Raw genomic sequence first — 18245 nt, forward strand, 5'->3', positions numbered from 1 at the left:
AATTAGAACTCTAATTTTTCTGGTTCCGGAAATCGTTTATTACCTCCAATAATTTTGCTCTTAGCATATCATCAATAGGCAACGAATTGAAAAGATTAATTAAAAGCGCTGTATAACTTTCTGTCGTACTGGCCTTTAGCCTGGGATCAATAATAAAACTTTTGGTGTTACCCGAAGGATCTTCAAGCGTAAACCAAATTTCATAATCATAATCTTCATGTTTGGAAAGATCCTTGACTTTTGCTTCTACCTTTCCGTTATTCCCCGGAAGTATAATTTTATTAAAGATGTTTGCAGGCGAATTGGGCAGCATTTTGATCTGGTCGATTGTTATATCGTAACCTTCGTTCTCAGCCGTTTCTATTATTTCCGCACTCCATTTGACCTTGTTCTTACTAAAAACCTGGGATTCAAATTTTTTGATCGCCTCTCCGGTAGCCGAATGAAATTGATCCGCAAGTTCGCAATCATTCAAATCCAGTTTTTCCTTTTGGAATAATTTATGGGCATCAACGGTAAGGAATAATCGTCTCTTAAGATTTACAAAGAAATCACCTGAATTAGCATCTGTTGTCATTGTTCTTAGGTTTAGGTTGTCTGATAATTAACAAATCCCATTGATCAGGGGGAACAATGCTTTTCACAATGGATAACTCCTTAAATTACAAAAATTCAGCGGTACCTGCTAACATTAATTTTCACGGTATTTTTCAAACCAGGTCAGTACGCTTGCTATTTTGGCAACCAGGTTGCTGGGCCGGTTGGCAATCCCGTGGGAGGCACCCGGGATACGAACCATGGCCGAGGGTACTTTTTCAAGTTTGAGGGCCGCATAGAATTGTTCCGATTCTGCGATAGGCGTTCGGTAGTCTTCTTCGCCTGTGAGCAGCATGGTGGGCGTAGTTACATTCCCCACATAATTCAGGGGGGATCGTTTGAAATAATTATCCGGATCTTCCCAGGGTTTGGCCGGGAACCAGTATTTGTAGAAAAAGGCAGGGTTGTCCGCGTAGAGTACAAAGCTACTCCAATTTATGACGGGTTTGGCCACCACGGCTGCACTGAAACGATCCGTTTTTCCAACTATCCATGCGGTAAGGACCCCTCCGCCGCTGCCACCGGTCACAAACAGGTTTTCACTGTCTACATAGCCTTTCTCCAGCAAGGCGTCAACTCCGGACATCAGGTCTTCGTAGTCGTGGTTGGGATAATCGTGATGTATCAGGTTCCCAAACTCCTCCCCGTAGCTGGTAGAACCCCTTGGGTTGCTGTAAAGCACCACATAACCCGCGGCGGCGTAGAGCTGAATTTCTGCTGAAAAGACAGAGCCATAGCTGGCAAAAGGCCCTCCGTGGATTTCCAGGATCATCGGGTATTTTTTTGAAGGGTCAAAATTTGGCGGCTTTACTACCCATCCCTGTATTTCGCGTCCGTCAAAAGAGGATTTCCAGCGCATTTCCTCTACTGCACCCAGGCTTCGGAATGAAAAGAGGTCTTCATTCAGCCTAGTAATCCTTTTGGATCCCTTTCGATCCTGAACTGCCAGGTCTGCCGGATGGGAGGTCCCGCCAAGGGTATAGGCCAGGCGGCCATCATCTGAAACGGAATATGCGGCAGCATTATAGGGCCTTCCCAGCGATAGCCCTCCCAGGCCTTCGGCCAGGGTGCTTACCTTTCCGTTGGTGGAAATTTGCCCTATTTTACTGTCTCCAAAGTCGTCATACATAAAATAAAGGGAATTGCCATCGGCAGCCCACTGAATCGCACCAATATCCCTGTCGAAATCGCCTGATATTTCGCGTACATTGCTGCCATCAGCGTTCATCAGGTAGAGTCGGGTTACCTGGTATCCCTGATAGCGGTCATCAAAACCCAGATAGGCAATATGTTTGCCATCCGGGGATACCTGCGGACTGAAGTCTGGTCCTTCCCGATCGGTAAGCGGGGTAATGGCTTGCGAACCTAAATCTAAACGATACACTTCTGAATTTCTAGGGTTGTATTCAGCACTGTCCCTCAGGTTTGCCGAAAAATATAAGGTGCGGTTACCGGGTCCCCAAACGGCTCCTCCATGATCGTGATTGGTATGTGTAAGCTGTCTTGGCGTACCGCCATCCGTTGAAATCAGAAATAGCTGATTGTACCCTGCTTTATAATAGCCTGCCCCGTCACCTCTGTAATTCATATCATCTATGTAGATCGGGGGTTTATTCCATTTGGCACCTTCCGGTTTTCCGGGCATTTTGATTGGAGAAGCCGATTTTTCGGGCACAAACATCCCGAAGGCGAGGTATTTGTCATCCGGAGACCACTGCGGACTGCCCGGGCTTTGATCTGTATTGGTCAGCGCCATCACTTCACGGGTATCCACCCACATCATATAGAGCTTGTTTTTATCGTCTTCCATATTGGAGCGAAACGCGATCCGGGATCCGTCGTGCGACCATCTGGGGCTGCTGATGTTATGGTTTCCTGTGGTAAGCGGGCGCTGACCGCTGCCGTCGAAGTTGGCGATCCAGAGATTGGACAGATTCCGGTCTGTCATTATATCCTTGAAATTGCGGATGTACACAACTTTACTGCCATCCGGGGATATCTGTGGGTCAGAGACGTACTCCATGCTGAAAATATCGTTGAGCTCCAGGGGGGTCTGCGTCTGGGAACTACTTCTGCCAGGCAGCAGTATAGCAATAAAGAACAGGTAATACAAATGGATAGCTGGTTTCATAAGTTGGGTTTTGAAGATTCCTAAAGATATAAAATAAGGCTTACTTTTGCAGCCATGGAAGAGTGGTATCACTATGCGCTCCTGATCGGAGTGGGTTTTGTAGTCGGTTTCATAAATACCGTAGCAGGCGGGGCGTCGCTTATTTCACTTCCCGTTCTTATATTTCTTGGGCTCCCACCGGCCGTAGCTAACGGGACCAACCGGGTTGCCATCGTACTGCAAACCGCCATTGCCGTAGCCGGTTTTAAAAGCAAGGGCGTGAGTACCTTCCCGTTCAATGTTTACCTGGGAATTTCCGCCCTGCTGGGCTCGGTCCTCGGGGCCTATATTGCGGTTGATATCAAAGGGGAAACCTTTAACCGTATCCTCGCCATCATTATGGTGGTAGTGGTGCTCATTATTGTTTTTAAGCCCAAAATGAAGGTTGCTGAGTTGCAGGAACGCCTGAGCGGTAAATACCTGTGGCTATCGATAATAGCATTCTTTTTTATCGGTATTTATGGTGGGTTTATCAATGCCGGAATCGGGTTTGTTATCATCCTCTTCCTGCATTACGTAAACCGATTAAGCCTGGTCAGGGCCAATGCGACCAAAGTGGCCATCGTCTTTATTTATACTCTGGCGGCCCTGGCGGTTTTTGTGCTCAATGACAAGGTGATCTGGAAGGTGGGGCTGGTCCTGGCACTAGGGAACGGCCTGGGGGCCTGGTTTTCCAGCCGTATCTCTGTGAGTAAGGGGGATGGCTACATCAAAATATTCTTAGTCGGAATGGTGATTGTAATGGCGATAAAACTTTGGTTTTTTAATTGATTTAAAGATGCAAAACACCTTGGATTCCCTCTATTGGAGATATGCTGTAAAGAAGTTCGACAGCTCAAAAATCCTTGAGGAAGAAAAATTAGATAAACTAAAAACGGCTTTTAACCTAACGGCCACTTCCTATGGCTTACAGCCCTTAAAATTGCTCGTGGTCCGGCACAGGGAGTTGCAGCAGGAGCTGGTCAGGCATTCCTACGGGCAACGGCAGGTAGCCGACGCCTCGCACCTGCTGATATTGTGCATTGAACAGACTATTGACCAGAAATATATTGAGAGCTACTTCAATAAGGTACAGGCCGTCAGGGGAACTCCCGGGGAGGTTTTGGATCCCTTTAAAAAGAGCCTTATTGAAAGTTTCAGTTCAAAGACAGACAGCGAAATACAAACCTGGGCCACGCACCAGGCGTATCTTGCACTGGGCAACCTTTTAACGGTGTGCGCAGTAGAGCAGATTGATTCCTGCCCCATGGAAGGCTTTGATCCGACAGCTTATAATAAAGTACTGAATCTGGAGCCCAGGGGATTGCATGCCGTGCTGGTATTACCTGTTGGTTACCGGGCACCTGATGATATGTTTGCGAGCTTTAAAAAAGTAAGACGAGACCTGGAGAAATCCGTGCTCACAATCGGTCCTGATACATTACCTTAAAATTTTTGCAAGATGCCAGGTTTTGAACTTTTTGGAGATAAGGAAAAGCAATCGGTACAGGAAGTGCTGGATACCGGGGTGCTGATGCGCTATGGTTTTGACCCTATGCGGCAAGGGGTATGGAAAAGCCGGGAAATGGAAGCTTCCCTGTCACAACGGATGGAAGTTCCCCATGTACACCTGGTCAGCAGCGGAACGGCAGCCCTGACCGTGGCCCTGGCCAGTGCCGGGGTTGGGGCAGGAGATGAAGTTATTATGCCAACCTTCACTTTTGTAGCCAGTTTTGAGGCGGTGATCGCCCTGGGGGCCGTACCGGTTCTCTGCGATATAGACCAGACCCTGACCCTGGATCCGGAGGCCGTGGCATCCCTGATAAATACAAAAACCCGGGCTATCATGGTAGTGCATATGTGCGGTTCCATGGCTGATTTGCGCAGCCTGAAAACCCTGGCAAACCAGCATAATCTCCTCCTGTTGGAGGATGCCTGCCAGGCCATTGGCGGGAGTTATGAAGGGAAGCCCCTGGGAAGTTATGGGGATGTAGGCTGTTTCTCTTTTGATTTTGTAAAAACTATAACCTGCGGGGAGGGCGGCGCCCTTATTACCCACTCCCGCGAAATATATGAAAAGGCCCATGCCTACAGCGACCATGGCCACGATCACCTTGGAAGCGATCGCGGTGCAGAAGAACATCCTTTTTTGGGCTATAATTACCGAATTTCAGAATTACACGCGGCCGTAGGGCTGGCACAACTATCCAAACTGGATCGGTTTATCAGTATTCAGAAGAAGAACTACTCCCTGATAAAGGAAGCTTTAAAAGAAATCCCCGGCCTTAGCTTTCGCAAAGTGCCGGAAGGGGGGGAGGAAAACTTTTCCTTTCTCAATATTTTTCTGCCCACTGAAGCCCTGGCCCGTGAAGCCCGAGATGCAATTGTACAAACCGGGGTAGACGGGGTATTTTACTGGTATGATAACAACTGGCACTATCACCGGCGCTGGGACCACCTTAAAAAGGGTATTTCTTCCGCCCCGCTCGCAGCGGAGTTCAAAAATCGACTTCGGGAGTTGAATGACCGGGAATTTCCGAAATCGGATCACTGGATGGGCCGGAATCTTTCCCTGCTGATCAAACTCGGCTGGGATGAGCAGGAACTCGAAGACCGCACTTTAAAATTGGTCTATGCTTTGAAAAAAGTACTTAGCCGATAGAAATCAGTATCCAACGTATTCCACTATTTCCAGGCCGTAGCCCACTATCCCAACCCGTTTGGTCTGGGTGCTGTTGGTCATCAGACGGATTTTTTGAATCCGGAGGTCGTGCAGGATCTGAGCCCCGATCCCAAAATCCTTATTGTCCATTTCTATGCCAGGGGCTTTCATGATTCCTTTTTCCTGGTTCTCCTTCAGGCCTTTTATGCGTTTGAGCAGGTTGAATGACTCACTCTGTTGATTGATAAACACAATAGCCCCAAAAGGTTCCGCATTCAGGGCCCTGAACATATCATCCAGTTTTTTATCTGCATTATTGGTAAGGGTGCCCAAGATATCATTGTTGATGAGGGTGGAATTGATACGGGTCAGCACCGGATCCCCCATCTTCCAGTTACCACGGGTAAGGGCCAGGTGTATCTGGTCGTTGGTGGTCTGTTGGTAGGCGTGCAGCCGGAATTCCCCGAATCGGGTTTGCAGGTCAAAGCAGTCTTTTTTCTGGATCAGGCTGTCGTGCTGCATGCGGTAGGCGACCAGGTCTTCTATTGAAACCAGTTTCAGATCAAATTTTTTGGCCACCTTCATCAATTGGGGCAGGCGGGCCATGGTCCCGTCTTCGTTTAAGATTTCAACCAGTATGCCTGCCGGCGCATATCCGGCCAGGCGCGCGAAATCGACCGCGGCTTCGGTATGCCCGGTCCTTCTGAGCACCCCCCCGTTTTTCGCGCGAAGCGGAAAGATATGTCCGGGGCGCCCCAGTTCATGGGGTTTGGTTTCCGGATTCACCAGGGCAGCGATGGTTTTGGCGCGGTCCTGAACGGAAATACCCGTGGTGCATCCATGTCCGATCAGGTCTACCGATACTGTAAATTGCGTATGGTGCAGGACGGTATTGTTCTCAACCATCATGGTCAGATCCAGTTCCGAGCAGCGCTCCTCGGTAAGTGGCGCACAAATGAGCCCGCGCCCGTGCATAGCCATGAAATTGATCATCTCAGGGCTTACTTTTTCGGCAGCCGCGATGAAATCACCTTCATTTTCACGGTTTTCGTCATCCACAACGATTATGACCTTTCCCTTGCGGATATCCGCTATGGCCGATTCAATGGAATCCAGTTGTATTTTATTCATAACATCAGGCTGAGATCGTTTCTTTCTTCTTTCGGCCAAACCGTTCTTTTAAAAAATCTATAAAATGACCAAAACTCATCAAACCCCGGTCTGCAGTGGCCCTTCGGGTGAGCCAAATGCCCAGGGGCAGCATGATCATGGTTGGGAGCCAGGCCCCTAAAATAGGATGAATATTACCCTCTTTTGCATAATTGGATGAAAAGACCCCAAAAAAGTAATAAGCCAGAAAGAGTACTATTGCGATAACCATGGGCAGGCCCAGGCCACCTTTTCGGATAATGGCCCCGAGCGGAGCCCCCACGAAAAACAAAATAATACAGGAAAACCCCAGGGCAAATTTCTTGTGAAGGCTCAGGATATGCATGTAATAGCGCTTGTAGCTCAGGTCCAGTTCTTCCTTCTTCCCGTTAACCGTGTTAATGATATTCCGAACCGAGTTTTTCGAGGCATCCAGGATCTGACCTTGCTCCCAGGTCGCAAAGGCAGTTAAGGGCTTTGAGTCGGTGATGATCCTTGGTTTCTCCACAATACTACTCGTCTTCCTTAGGATTGAGGGATCCCTGTTGGCCAGAGAGTCGGCTAAATTGTACTTAAGGCTGTCTGCTACTTTCTGAGTAAACGCCCCGTTACGCATACTGATCGTTTTGGAAAACGCCCTCACCAATTTGTAATTGTGATTGTTTATGGAGTCTATATCCGTTATCAAACGGGAGATGTTTTTCATTTTATCTGTTTCCACGTTGCGTTCCGCCTCAAGGTCTTCCAGGTTATCGGGAAGTGCTATGTTCATGATGTAGGTATCAAAATCGGCCTTGGCAAAGGGATAATTTTTAGTCGGGGTTCCCGAGGCCCCTATAATATCTTCGTAGTAGTGGCCGTCTTTCAGGATCAATTGTATGATGTCTGAGCCTTTTCCGCTTACCAGTTCCCCTTCAGCAGCCTTGATTACGGTTGTATTTCGCTGTAATCGCGATTTCTGGTGGATCACAACAGATTCCAGATACCGGTCATTTTCGCCATATTTACGGTCAACTTTGATGTTCCGGCCTTCGAAATCACTGAAAACCCCCTCCTCAATAACGGCCGCAGGCTTGACCGAAGCGATATTACGCCTGAGATTATAGATTTTCTGCTCAGATATAGGGATTACCGTATTGGCGAAATAGAAGGTGAGTATCCCCATTCCGCAAACAAGCACAATAAGAGGTAACATGGAACGCTGCAGGGAAATGCCGGAGGCCTTCATGGCTGCAAACTCGTAATTCTCCGCCAGGGCCCCGAAGGTGAGGATAGAGGAAAGCAAAACGGTCAGGGGCAGCACCTTTTCGGTCAGGTTCGGCATCAGGTAAAACAAAAATTTCCCGATAATGATCAAATCAAGACCTTTTCCGGCCAGGTCGTCAATAAACAGCCAGATCGTCTGAAAGATGAAGATAAACATCAGAATGACAAACGAACTGAAAAAATTCAGCAGGAACCGCTTCAGGATATATTGGTCGAGTATGCGCAAGCCACTAGTTTCTTATGATGTAGTACCCCTCCTCCTGGTACTTCTTCTCATCAAAGGTAAATAAGGTTTTCGACAGCTGCTGATTTGTTTTAAAAGAATTAACAGTGATGGTGGTTTTGGTTCCGTTTATGCCGGTTTCTATAAGCTTGTAGATATGCTTGGTTTCCACGTCAACCCCCAGTAAAATCGATTTTACCTCAGAATCGGAATCTATAGGGGTCAGTTTTACATATTGAATTTTACGTCCCTGAACATTCTGCAGGATATCCCAGGCGTAATTGTGGCCTTCCCGGTAAAAGGTCAGCATGCGAGATGGACTCACGGTTCCCGAATCCTCGGATTTATCCTCTATGGTCACCTCTTCATTTTCCGGAACCACCGTATAGACCTTCTTCCCGTCAAACATTTGTTTGGCCCCCAGGTAATTCAATACATAGCGGTCGCCCTCCAGGGTAACATCCCCCCGTGTTTCCTGGCGAACATTGGCTTCGGTATTGTTGAGTTCAAACTTAAAGTCCACAAAGATATTGTCGTAGCTGTTTACCTTGTTGTAGACTTCATCCAGCAAGGCCTTGGCTTTGGCAGCTTGCTGACTGCTGGCGGGCATTGAGGCCAGCAATAAAATTCCCATTAATATAATAGATCGCTTCATGATTTAATTGGTTTCATTTCGTAATAGTTCGTCCAGCGCCGCCATGTCTGGTATCAATACCTGCCGGGCCTTACTGCCTTCAAAAGGCCCCACGATTCCTGCGGCCTCCAACTGGTCAATAATTCTTCCCGCCCGGTTATACCCCAGTTTCAATTTTCGTTGAATCAGCGAAGCAGATCCCTGCTGGGCAATCACGATAACCTCTGCGGCTTCCCGGAACATGCTGTCCCTATCTTCAATACTGTAATCAATTGCTGTGCCAGAATCTTCTCCAACGTATTCCGGAAGCAAATGGGCATCCGGATAAGCTCTTTGGGACCCAATGTATTCTGTTATTTTAGCTACTTCGGGAGTATCCACAAAAGCGCATTGCAGGCGGGTAACATCATTGCCCTGGGTAAAAAGCATATCCCCGCGACCGATTAGCTGGTCGGCACCCTGCGAATCCAGGATGGTACGGGAATCGATCTTTGAAGTAACGCGAAACGCTATACGCGCAGGGAAATTCGCTTTGATAAGCCCTGTAATTACATTTACGGAGGGCCTTTGCGTGGCGATGATCAGGTGAATCCCAATGGCCCGGGCCAATTGAGCCAGGCGGGCAATAGGCGTTTCCACTTCTTTCCCGGCAGACATAATGAGGTCTGCAAACTCATCGATAACCAGTACAATATAGGGGAGAAAGCGGTGCCCTTCGTTTGGGTTCAGTTTTCGCGCCTTGAATTTGACATTGTACTCCTTGATATTGCGTACAAGCGCTGCTTTGAGCAATTCGTAGCGGTTATCCATTTCAATGCAAAGGGAATTCAGGGTATGGATCACCTTTGTATTATCTGTAATAATGGCCTCTTCCGTATCCGGTAATTTGGCCAGGAAATGCCGTTCAATTTTGTTGTACAGGGTCAGTTCCACCTTTTTGGGATCAACCAGGATAAATTTAACCTCTGCAGGGTGTTTTTTGTACAAAAGGGATGTCAGAATGGCATTGAGACCAACGGACTTTCCCTGTCCGGTAGCTCCGGCCATAAGCAAGTGTGGCATTTTGGCAAGGTCTACCACAAAGGTTTCATTGCTGATGGTTTTTCCAAATGCAATGGGTAATTGCATTTCTGCATTCTGGAATTTCTTGGAGGCGATTACCGAGCGCATGGAAACCACTGTGGGTTTTTTGTTGGGTACTTCAATCCCGATGGTACCTTTCCCGGGGATAGGCGCGATTATCCTGATACCCAGGGCGGCAAGCGAGAGGGCAATATCATCTTCGAGGTTCTTGATCTTTGAGATCCGGATCCCGGCTTCGGGCACAATTTCATAAAGGGTAACGGTAGGCCCTATGGTAGCCTTTATCTGGGCTATACCTATTTTATAATTTTTCAGGGTCTCAACAATCTTGTTCTTATTTTCCTCCAGCTCTTCCTGATTGATGGTAATTCCGCCCGTACCTCCATGGGTGTCCAGCAAATCTAGATGCGGGAACTTGTATTTGGCCAATTCCAGTGTGGGGTCAAATTCTCCAAAATCGGACACCAGTTTCTGAGCTTTCAGGTCGGTTTCATCTGCATCATCCACAGCGGCAGCCACCTCAATCTCTAATTCATTTTCCTCCTTTTTTTCGACAGTATCAGCAACAACATCTTCCTCATCCAGAACCGGGATGTCTTTTTTATGGGTATACAAGTCTATGTCCTGTTGGGATTCTTCCTCCTCGCTGAGGTAATCTTCGGAGATTTCAGTTGGTTTCGCATCTTTAGTTTTACTCCATCCGGAGGAAACCTGCTCCATGCCGGAGGACAGCCTGCGGCCAAAGTCCTGAGGATTAAAGTTGAAAAGCCTTACCATTATCACAATCAGGCCGAAAAGAAGTAACAGGAAGATTCCAATATTTCCAATATAATCCCTTAAAAAGTCATTCATTTCATAGCCAATCTGTCCGCCAAGCAGAGGTTGTTGCTGCCCGAAAAACCCTAACCCTATGGAAATCCAGATCAAAAGGGTCAGGCCCCATACCCATTTGCCTGCTAAGCCACGGGCCTTTAACCCTAAAAAGAGGTACAACCCGGAAAGACAAAGCAGTATTGGGAAAATAAAAGAGGAAAGCCCGAAGCCTTTATACATGAAAAAATGACTGACACTGGCTCCGAATTTGTTGAGCAGGTTTTTGGCTTCCTTATTCCGGTTGGCAAATTCGCTGAGCAGGCTCTGGTCATCCTGCCAGTTAAAATAAAAGGAGATAAAGCTGAAAAACAGGGCCAGGCTCAGAAGAATTAATAAACTTCCCAGGATGACACTGTTTTTTTTGGAGGGCTTCAGGGAAAACTTTTTCTTTCCGGAAGTGCTTTTTCGTTTTTTTCTGGCCATTTAGATGCTTGGACTATGCGGGGCTAAATTACAAATTTAGAAGCGAAGGGCTGCAGGGACGGATACCTAAAATATTTTTGGCAAATAGATTATCAACCCGACAATACTGGCCGCTATGGAAGTCATCAGTACGGCTCCGGCCGAAATATCCTTTACCATACCGATAAATGGGTCCTGTTCGGGTTGTATGTAATCCGATAGTTTTTCAACTGCCGTATTGACCCCCTCAACTCCCATGACTACCCCAATTGCCAATAGCTGGAAAACCCACTCTGTTGTTGAAATGTTGAAATAAAACCCGGCTGCAGTTACCAGGATACTGATTCCAACCTGAACCTGTATACTGCTCTCGGTTCGGATCAGGTACCAGGCTCCGCGCGCGGCGAACCCGACGCTTTTGATCCTGTTGCGGATAAAGGACTCCTTAGCCATTATTCAAAGCCTCAAGGGCTGCTTTATAATTAGGTTCTTCCCCAATATTCACAACCTGTTCGCTGTATAAAACCTTTCCGTCCTTATCGAGCACTAATACTGCCCGCGAAAGAAGGCCTTCAAAGGGCCCGTCTGTGAATATCAGTTCGTAATCCCTTCCGAACGCCCCGGTTTTATAGTCCGAAAGCATCAGAACATTTTCAATCCCCTCGGCCCCGCAAAACCTGGATTGCGCGAATGGAAGATCCCTGGAAACACACAATACCTGTGCGTCTTTCAGCCCGGCTGCTTCAATATTGAATTGCCTTACAGATTGTGCACAGGTGCCTGTGTCTAATGAAGGGAATATATTAAGGATTACTTTTTTTCCTTTGAAATCACTTAGTCTTACAGCGCTGAGCTCTCGTCCGGTCAGTTCAAAATCCGGAGCTTCTTGCCCCAACTCCGGTAGAGAGCCGAGGGTATTTGCGTGTAGTCCTTTAAATGCAATACTCGCCATAGCCTTAAATTTGGGTGAAATTAAAAAAATATTCCGCAACACAATTTTCAGGAAGGAACAAATATCCGGTGAGGGGAAAGCGCTGGGAGGTCTGCTTATTCTGCAACGGCCTTCTTTTGAGAGAGTTGACGTATTTTGATTCCAAAAGCAGCAAAGACCAGGGTCGTAATTGGGCTGAGCCAGTTAAAAATGGCAAAGAAGAAGTACTCTGCCACCGAAACCCCCAAAACACCGCTATGGTAAGCGCCACAGGTGTTCCACGGAATAAGAACAGAAGTCACTGTCCCTGAATCTTCCAGGGTCCGGCTGAGGTTTTCCGGAGCCAGCCCCCTGTCTTCATAGGCTTTCGCGAACATTTTTCCGGGTACCACAATAGCCAGGTACTGGTCAGATGCGGTAATATTCAGCGCCAGGCAGCTTCCCACCGTTGAGGCAAATAGGCTGAAGGTGGATTTGGCCAGGCTCAGCAGGCCTGAGGTTATTCGGGCAAGAGCCCCAATACCATCCATGACGCCTCCAAAGACCATTGCACAAACAATCAACCAGATGGTTCCCAGCATTCCTTCCATCCCTTTGGCAGAGAAAAGTTCATTCAGGGCGGCATTGTCCGTTTCAATAGTGGTATTTATAGTGATGGCATTGAGGATTCCCCTGTATGCCGATTCAAAGTCGAGTTTCGCTGCTCCGGTAATACCTGCAACCACGGCTGGCTGGAATATCAGTGCAAAAACAGCTCCCAGAAGCGTACCCACCAGCAAGGCCACCAGGGGTGGAGTTTTCTTAATGATCATAAGGATCACAGCCAGAGGCACCAGGAATAGCCAGCCATTAATGGCAAAAGTTGCTTCTATGGAATCCATAATACCCTGGGTATCTGCCTGCCCGGTGGTGTCTATGGTAAAGCCCAGTATAATAAAAACGATCAATGTAATGGTAATGGTTGGAATTGTGGTGTAGGTCATATAGCGGATATGTCCGAAGAGTTCCCCTCCTGCCATGGCGGGTGCCAGGTTGGTGGTGTCGCTGAGCGGTGACATTTTATCCCCGAAATAAGCGCCGGATAAGACTGCGCCAGCTGTCATTCCCAGGGAAATATCCAGGGCATCCCCGATCCCGATCAGGGCAATACCCACGGTAGCCGCGGTTGTCCAGCTGCTTCCTGTGGCCACGGAAATGATGGCACTGATTATAACGCAGGCAGCAAGGAAAATCGTTGGGCTCAGGATTTGTAAGCCGTAATAGATCATGGCCGGGATAATGCCGCTAATCAGCCAGGTTCCAGCCAGGGCGCCTACCATTAATAAAATCAGCAGGGCACCAGTGGTAGACTTGATATTCTCGGCAACCTCAGCCAGCATGGTCTTGAAGGGAACCTTTTTGTAAAACCCCACTACTGCAGCCACAGCCCCGCCCATCAGTAATATAAACTGGTTTGAGCCCCCTATGGCTTCATCCCCGAAAACGTATACATTGTAAGCGAGCATTCCAATCAGGGCAACTACCGGGATCAGGGCTTCCCAAATGGATAAGGTCGGATTGATTTCAATGTGTTCGTCTTGCCGGTAATTCGGTTTTTTGGAAGTGGCCATTTAGTTGGTTTAGTGAGGGGGTAATAATACAACATTGATCCCTCTTCTGCAACTGGCCAACTCCGGGCTATTTCTAGACCAGTTCCTTTTTTGCAGGGAGTAATTGAAGTTCTTCCATACAGGCTTTCATCTCGCGGTACGTGCGTTCTATGTCGCTGTCCAGCCCTATAGAAAAACGGATCAGCCCGCTGCTCAATCCCATGGCCCCTTGTTCGTCTTCCGGTATTTCGGAAGAAGTTGATGAGCCCGGGGCACTGAAAAGGGTCTTGTAAAAGCCAAGGCTTACAGCAAGGTAGCCAAGGTTTCGCGCTTGCATTATTTCCATAAGAGCGTTCGCTTTTTCGGGTGTTTGCACATCCAGGGTGAGGATTCCCCCAAAGCCGAATTCGGGGACTCCCTGCTCTTTCATCAATTTATGGCCCGGGTGGGAGGGAAGCCCCGGATAAACTACCCGCAGTCCATCTGCTTCAAATTTCTGCGCCAGAAATAGGGCATTTTCACTGTGCTTTTGCATTCGAAGGTGCAGGGTGCGCATGTTCTTAAGAATGGAGGCAGCCCTCAGGCTGTCCAGGGTGCTGCCAAGCAGCATCCCCGCCCCGTTGTTTACATCTTTGAGGGAAAGGCAGAACTCTTTAGTTCCGCAAACCGCTCCTGCCACGGCATCACTGGTACCATTTATAAATTTGGTAAGGCTGTGTATTACAATATCTGCACCTAATCTGGCGGGGGCAATGGACAATGGGGAAAAGGTGTTGTCTACCACCAGGGGCAAATCTGCATCCCTGCAAATTTTGGATAAAGCAGCTATATCCGCTACTTCCAGTAATGGGTTGCTTACGGCTTCGCAATATACCATTCTGGTGTTTTTGGTAATGGCATCTGCTACCGCCTGCTCATCGGTAATATCGACAAAACTTACAGCTATGTTGAAGCGCCGAAGGAAATTCTTAAAAAAGGCGTATGTACCCCCGTAGATTGTCCGGCTGCTTACGATATGATCCCCGCTACTGCATAATTGAAGAATGACCGCGGTAATGGCACCCATCCCGCTGGCTGTAACGTTGGCTGTCTCAGTCCCTTCCAGCGCGGCAAGGGCTTCGCCCAGATACAGATTGGAAGGCGAAGAATGCCGGCTGTACAAATAACAGCCTTCTGTATTCCCCTCGAAAGTATCGAACATGGTTTTCGCAGAAAGAAAGGTATAGGTAGACGAATCGGAAATAGAAGGGTTTACTCCTCCGAATTCCCCGAAATTATGAAGGTCCTGAATGGCATTTGAAGCGTTGTAGTCCATTTGTTATGTAATTTATCTACTAAATTAGCATAAAATGATATGAATATCAATGTATTGCCCTATATTGTGGAATATTATCTATAAAGGGTCTTCTTTGTAGTAAATAATTCTTTTTTGATAGCCTTCCTTTTGGATATACTATAAAAATTTCAGTTGTGAAATTAGATGCCACAGATCAAAAGTTACTCAGGAGCCTGCAGCAGAACAGCAAGCAAACGACCAAGGCCCTTGCACTGGAACTAAACCTCTCCAATACTGCTGTATACGAACGTATCCGAAGACTTGAAAAACAAGGTTTTATCAGGAAATACGTGGCACTTTTGGACCCTGCCAAGGTCTCCAGGGATTTTAAGGTATTCTGCCATGTTAAACTAAACCAGCACATCAAACCCCGCTTGCTGCAATTTGAAAAGGAAATCCTGGACCTGAAGGAAGTGATCAGCTGTTATCACATTGGGGGAGAATATGATTACATACTCGAAATACATGTGGAAAATATGCAGCAATACCGTGAATTTATGGTCACAAAACTCACCGCAATCAACCATATTGGCAGTACCCAGAGTTCCTTCGTAATCAATGAAGTGAAGCACACTACAGAAATTCCCTTGTAGTTTTATTAATCAACCTGAATCAATTCGGTGCACGGCTGTCGGGAACTAAAAACATTTGTATTTTTGTTAGCCGTAACTGGAACGATATTAATCAACGGAAAATCCAACTAGATGAAATCATATGATGTGGCCGTTATCGGCTCTGGCCCCGGAGGCTATGTAGCAGCTATCCGCTGTGCACAATTAGGAATGAAAACTGCCATTATTGAAAAATACAATACCCTTGGGGGAACCTGCCTGAATGTTGGCTGCATCCCTTCCAAAGCCCTTCTGGACTCCAGCCATCATTACCACGATGCCATCACGCATTTTGAGGAGCACGGAATCGATATCCCCGGCGATGTCAAGGTCAACCTGAAGCAAATGATTGCGAGGAAACAATCTGTGGTAGACCAGACAACCAAAGGAATAGATTTTTTGATGGATAAAAACAAAATTGAGGTTTACCATGGAATGGGAAGTTTTAAGGATGCCACCCATATTGAGATAAAAGGGGATTCCGATACTACCATAGAAGCCAAAAATACCATTATCGCCACGGGTTCAAAACCCGCTTCCCTTCCCTTTATCGAGTTGGATAAAGAGCGGATTATTACCTCTACCGAAGCACTCAGCCTAACGGAAATCCCTAAGCACCTGATCATTATTGGGGGAGGGGTCATTGGCCTGGAGCTCGGACAGGTATACCGCCGGCTTGGAGCAGATGTGAGCGTTGTTGAATTTATGGACCGCATTATCCCGGGCATGGATGCTTCACTTTCCAAGGAGCTCACCAAGGTATTTAAGAAACAAAAAATGAAGTTTTATCTCTCTCATAAGGTTACGGAAGTTACCCGTAAAGCCAAGGAAGCAATTGTTAAGGCAACCGATAAAAAGGGAGAAGAGATTAGCCTGAAAGGTGACTACTGCCTGGTTTCAGTTGGTCGCCGTCCCTACACCGATGGGCTGAACGCAGAAGCAGCCGGTGTAAAATTAAACGACAAAGGGCAGGTGGAAGTGGATGAACACCTGCGGACTGCTGCATCCAATATCTACGCCATAGGGGACGTAGTCAGGGGAGCCATGCTGGCCCACAAGGCAGAAGAAGAGGGAGTTATGGTAGCTGAGATTATCGCAGGCCAGAAGCCCCACATCGATTATAACCTGATTCCCGGTGTAGTTTATACCTGGCCTGAAGTGGCTGCTGTTGGTAAAACTGAAGAAGAACTCAAGGAGGCCGGTATTGAATACAAAAGCGGACAGTTCCCGATGCGTGCCCTTGGGCGGTCCCGTGCCAGTATGGATACGGATGGTTTTGTCAAAATTCTGGCAGATAAGCAAACCGATGAGGTATTAGGAGTACACATGATAGGTGCGCGGGTGGCTGACCTGATAGCTGAAGCTGTTACGGCCATGGAATACAGGGCTTCTGCTGAAGACATCGCACGTATGAGCCATGCCCACCCCACTTATGCAGAAGCGGTTAAGGAAGCAGCTTTGGCGGCAACGGAAAACCGCGCCCTTCATAGCTAAATCAAAAGAGGTTTAAATCAGGCCCTGCTGAATAGCCGGCTGAGTTGCAGCAGTAACCCTTTCAATACGCGGATAAGAAACCCAATGGACTTTTCCAGGAAGGTCCTTGCAAGTTGAATAAGGAATTGTAATTTCTCCCGGACAAAAACTTCGTGCCTGTCGTAAAGCAGGGCCAGATAGGAACAACTAATCATAAAGATCAGTGCTCCTGTTACAGCTACCTCAGGACTTAACTGGTGATGCCAGAACCGGTAGAGACCTATACCCGCAAAACTTCCATACAGGATAATGAAGTGAATAACGTAAATGCTCAGGGTATTCTGGCCAATCTGTAAAAATACCCTTTGCTTCATCAAAGACCTGAGGATCATAAATACAGCGAAAACCAGCATTACATCTCCCAGCCGTATAAAGAGGTAGTTATTGGAAACTACCATACGGAAAAGTTCTATGCCACTATTTTCATACAGCCAGGAAAAGAAAGGGGATGAATACCAGATCAGGCAGGTTCCCAGCAGCATGCTAATAGCAATACTCCACAGGTACATGCCTTTTACATTCGCAAATTTGCGAAACCAGAGAGAGAGGAACCCTCCAAAAGTGGTATAACCCACCCAGGGAATAATAGTGAAAACCGAGCCATTGGCCTTTGTTAAATAATTGGCCAGGGCATCCGGCAGCCAGCTGTAGGTGGCGGTTTTGTAAAGGGGTTCAAAGAGGAACAAACCGATACTGATACTAAATAATAATATAGGCAGGAGCTTTTGGTGCACCCGAACCGATAACAGGTACAACCCAATGATGACCAGCAAAGCCATCCCGATACAATGCAGCACATCTACCAGGAAAAAGGAAGGATATAATTCCCCTTTGAGCAGACCAAAAAGGTTTGTGCGCAGCAGATACCCAATAAAAATCAGTTGCAATCCTCTTTTGAGGCCCTTCCGGATACGCGGGTTATCCACCCCCTGACGGGGTACCCGCATAAGTAAATAGGTAAAGATAAAACCCGAAACCGTAAAGAATACGGGGGCCGTTATGCCCCTGAAATACTTCCAGGTAGCGAATACGGGGTTTTCGGGATCGCGAAAAACAGGATCCAGCAAACCATCGATAAAGTGACCCTGCAACATCATCAGGATGGCCCAGGCCCGCATAGCATCGATAAAATAAAGTCTCTTTACTTGTTCCATACCATTTATTCACTCCTATATACTTGTAAAAGAGTGGTTTTGGATGTTTCAGG

General features: G+C 47.3%; 16 protein-coding genes. 5 read left to right on the top strand and 11 right to left on the bottom strand.

The features are described from left to right. Positions 1-10 precede the first annotated feature (10 nt). Both ACT6NV_RS13065 and ACT6NV_RS13070 read right to left on the bottom strand, forming a co-directional pair. Positions 11-577, bottom strand: coding sequence for a hypothetical protein (locus tag ACT6NV_RS13065; protein WP_445384884.1), 567 nt, complete (start codon positions 575-577; stop codon positions 11-13). A gap of 114 nt (positions 578-691) precedes the next feature. Beyond that, on the bottom strand, positions 692-2728 hold the full coding sequence (locus ACT6NV_RS13070; RefSeq protein ID WP_445384885.1) for a S9 family peptidase: 2037 nt from the start codon (positions 2726-2728) through the stop codon (positions 692-694). A gap of 54 nt (positions 2729-2782) precedes the next feature. Here ACT6NV_RS13070 and ACT6NV_RS13075 point away from each other — a divergent pair, with 54 nt between their 5' ends. From ACT6NV_RS13075 to ACT6NV_RS13085, 3 genes are read left to right on the top strand one after another with little or no spacing between them, the layout of a single operon-like run. After that, positions 2783-3538 carry a sulfite exporter TauE/SafE family protein gene (locus tag ACT6NV_RS13075; protein ID WP_445384886.1) on the top strand — a complete coding sequence of 252 codons (756 nt, stop codon included), beginning with the start codon at positions 2783-2785 and terminating at the stop codon, positions 3536-3538. Positions 3539-3545: 7 nt separating this feature from the next. After that, positions 3546-4196: an NAD(P)H-dependent oxidoreductase gene (locus ACT6NV_RS13080; protein ID WP_445384887.1), complete on the top strand. Its 651-nt coding sequence runs from the start codon at positions 3546-3548 to the stop codon at positions 4194-4196. A gap of 12 nt (positions 4197-4208) precedes the next feature. After that, positions 4209-5408 (top strand): DegT/DnrJ/EryC1/StrS family aminotransferase, encoded by a 1200-nt coding sequence (locus tag ACT6NV_RS13085; RefSeq protein ID WP_445384888.1) that lies wholly within the window; start codon positions 4209-4211, stop codon positions 5406-5408. A gap of 3 nt (positions 5409-5411) precedes the next feature. On the opposite strand, the gene ribB is transcribed toward ACT6NV_RS13085, so the two are convergent. The 8 genes from ribB to ACT6NV_RS13125 all read right to left on the bottom strand — a co-directional run bounded on the left by ribB (position 5412) and on the right by ACT6NV_RS13125 (position 14873). After that, a complete protein-coding gene (gene ribB, locus ACT6NV_RS13090) occupies positions 5412-6539 on the bottom strand; it encodes a 3,4-dihydroxy-2-butanone-4-phosphate synthase (protein WP_445384889.1) in 1128 nt (375 codons plus the stop codon). Between the two features lie 4 nt (positions 6540-6543). Next, positions 6544-8049 carry an LptF/LptG family permease gene (locus ACT6NV_RS13095; protein ID WP_445384890.1) on the bottom strand — a complete coding sequence of 502 codons (1506 nt, stop codon included), beginning with the start codon at positions 8047-8049 and terminating at the stop codon, positions 6544-6546. Positions 8050-8053: 4 nt separating this feature from the next. Further along, entirely contained in the window at positions 8054-8701 is a 648-nt protein-coding gene (locus ACT6NV_RS13100; protein ID WP_445384891.1) for a LolA family protein, read from the bottom strand. A 3-nt stretch (positions 8702-8704) separates the two neighbouring features. Further along, on the bottom strand, positions 8705-11059 hold the full coding sequence (locus ACT6NV_RS13105) for a DNA translocase FtsK 4TM domain-containing protein (RefSeq protein ID WP_445384892.1): 2355 nt from the start codon (positions 11057-11059) through the stop codon (positions 8705-8707). Between the two features lie 66 nt (positions 11060-11125). Then, positions 11126-11491 carry a diacylglycerol kinase family protein gene (locus ACT6NV_RS13110; RefSeq protein WP_445384893.1) on the bottom strand — a complete coding sequence of 122 codons (366 nt, stop codon included), beginning with the start codon at positions 11489-11491 and terminating at the stop codon, positions 11126-11128. Continuing rightward, the gene (gene tpx / locus ACT6NV_RS13115) at positions 11484-11990 is read right to left on the bottom strand and encodes a thiol peroxidase (protein ID WP_445384894.1); all 507 of its coding nucleotides are present in this window, start codon (positions 11988-11990) and stop codon (positions 11484-11486) included. Before tpx ends, ACT6NV_RS13110 begins: the two co-directional genes overlap by 8 nt. 95 nt (positions 11991-12085) lie before the next feature. Next, positions 12086-13579 (bottom strand): Na+/H+ antiporter NhaC, encoded by a 1494-nt coding sequence (nhaC, locus tag ACT6NV_RS13120; RefSeq protein WP_445384895.1) that lies wholly within the window; start codon positions 13577-13579, stop codon positions 12086-12088. A 73-nt stretch (positions 13580-13652) separates the two neighbouring features. Then, a complete protein-coding gene (locus ACT6NV_RS13125; RefSeq protein ID WP_445384896.1) occupies positions 13653-14873 on the bottom strand; it encodes an aminotransferase class V-fold PLP-dependent enzyme in 1221 nt (406 codons plus the stop codon). 155 nt (positions 14874-15028) lie between these two features. On the opposite strand from ACT6NV_RS13125, the gene ACT6NV_RS13130 reads away from it, so the two are divergent. Further along, positions 15029-15487 (top strand): Lrp/AsnC family transcriptional regulator, encoded by a 459-nt coding sequence (locus tag ACT6NV_RS13130; RefSeq protein ID WP_445384897.1) that lies wholly within the window; start codon positions 15029-15031, stop codon positions 15485-15487. 111 nt (positions 15488-15598) lie between these two features. Next, positions 15599-16999: a dihydrolipoyl dehydrogenase gene (lpdA, locus tag ACT6NV_RS13135; RefSeq protein WP_445384898.1), complete on the top strand. Its 1401-nt coding sequence runs from the start codon at positions 15599-15601 to the stop codon at positions 16997-16999. A 17-nt stretch (positions 17000-17016) separates the two neighbouring features. On the opposite strand, the gene ACT6NV_RS13140 is transcribed toward lpdA, so the two are convergent. Next, complete coding sequence (locus ACT6NV_RS13140; RefSeq protein ID WP_445384899.1) at positions 17017-18192, bottom strand: acyltransferase family protein; 1176 nt, start codon at positions 18190-18192, stop codon at positions 17017-17019. Positions 18193-18245: the final 53 nt, after the last annotated feature.

This window comes from Robiginitalea insularis (genome assembly GCF_052497835.1).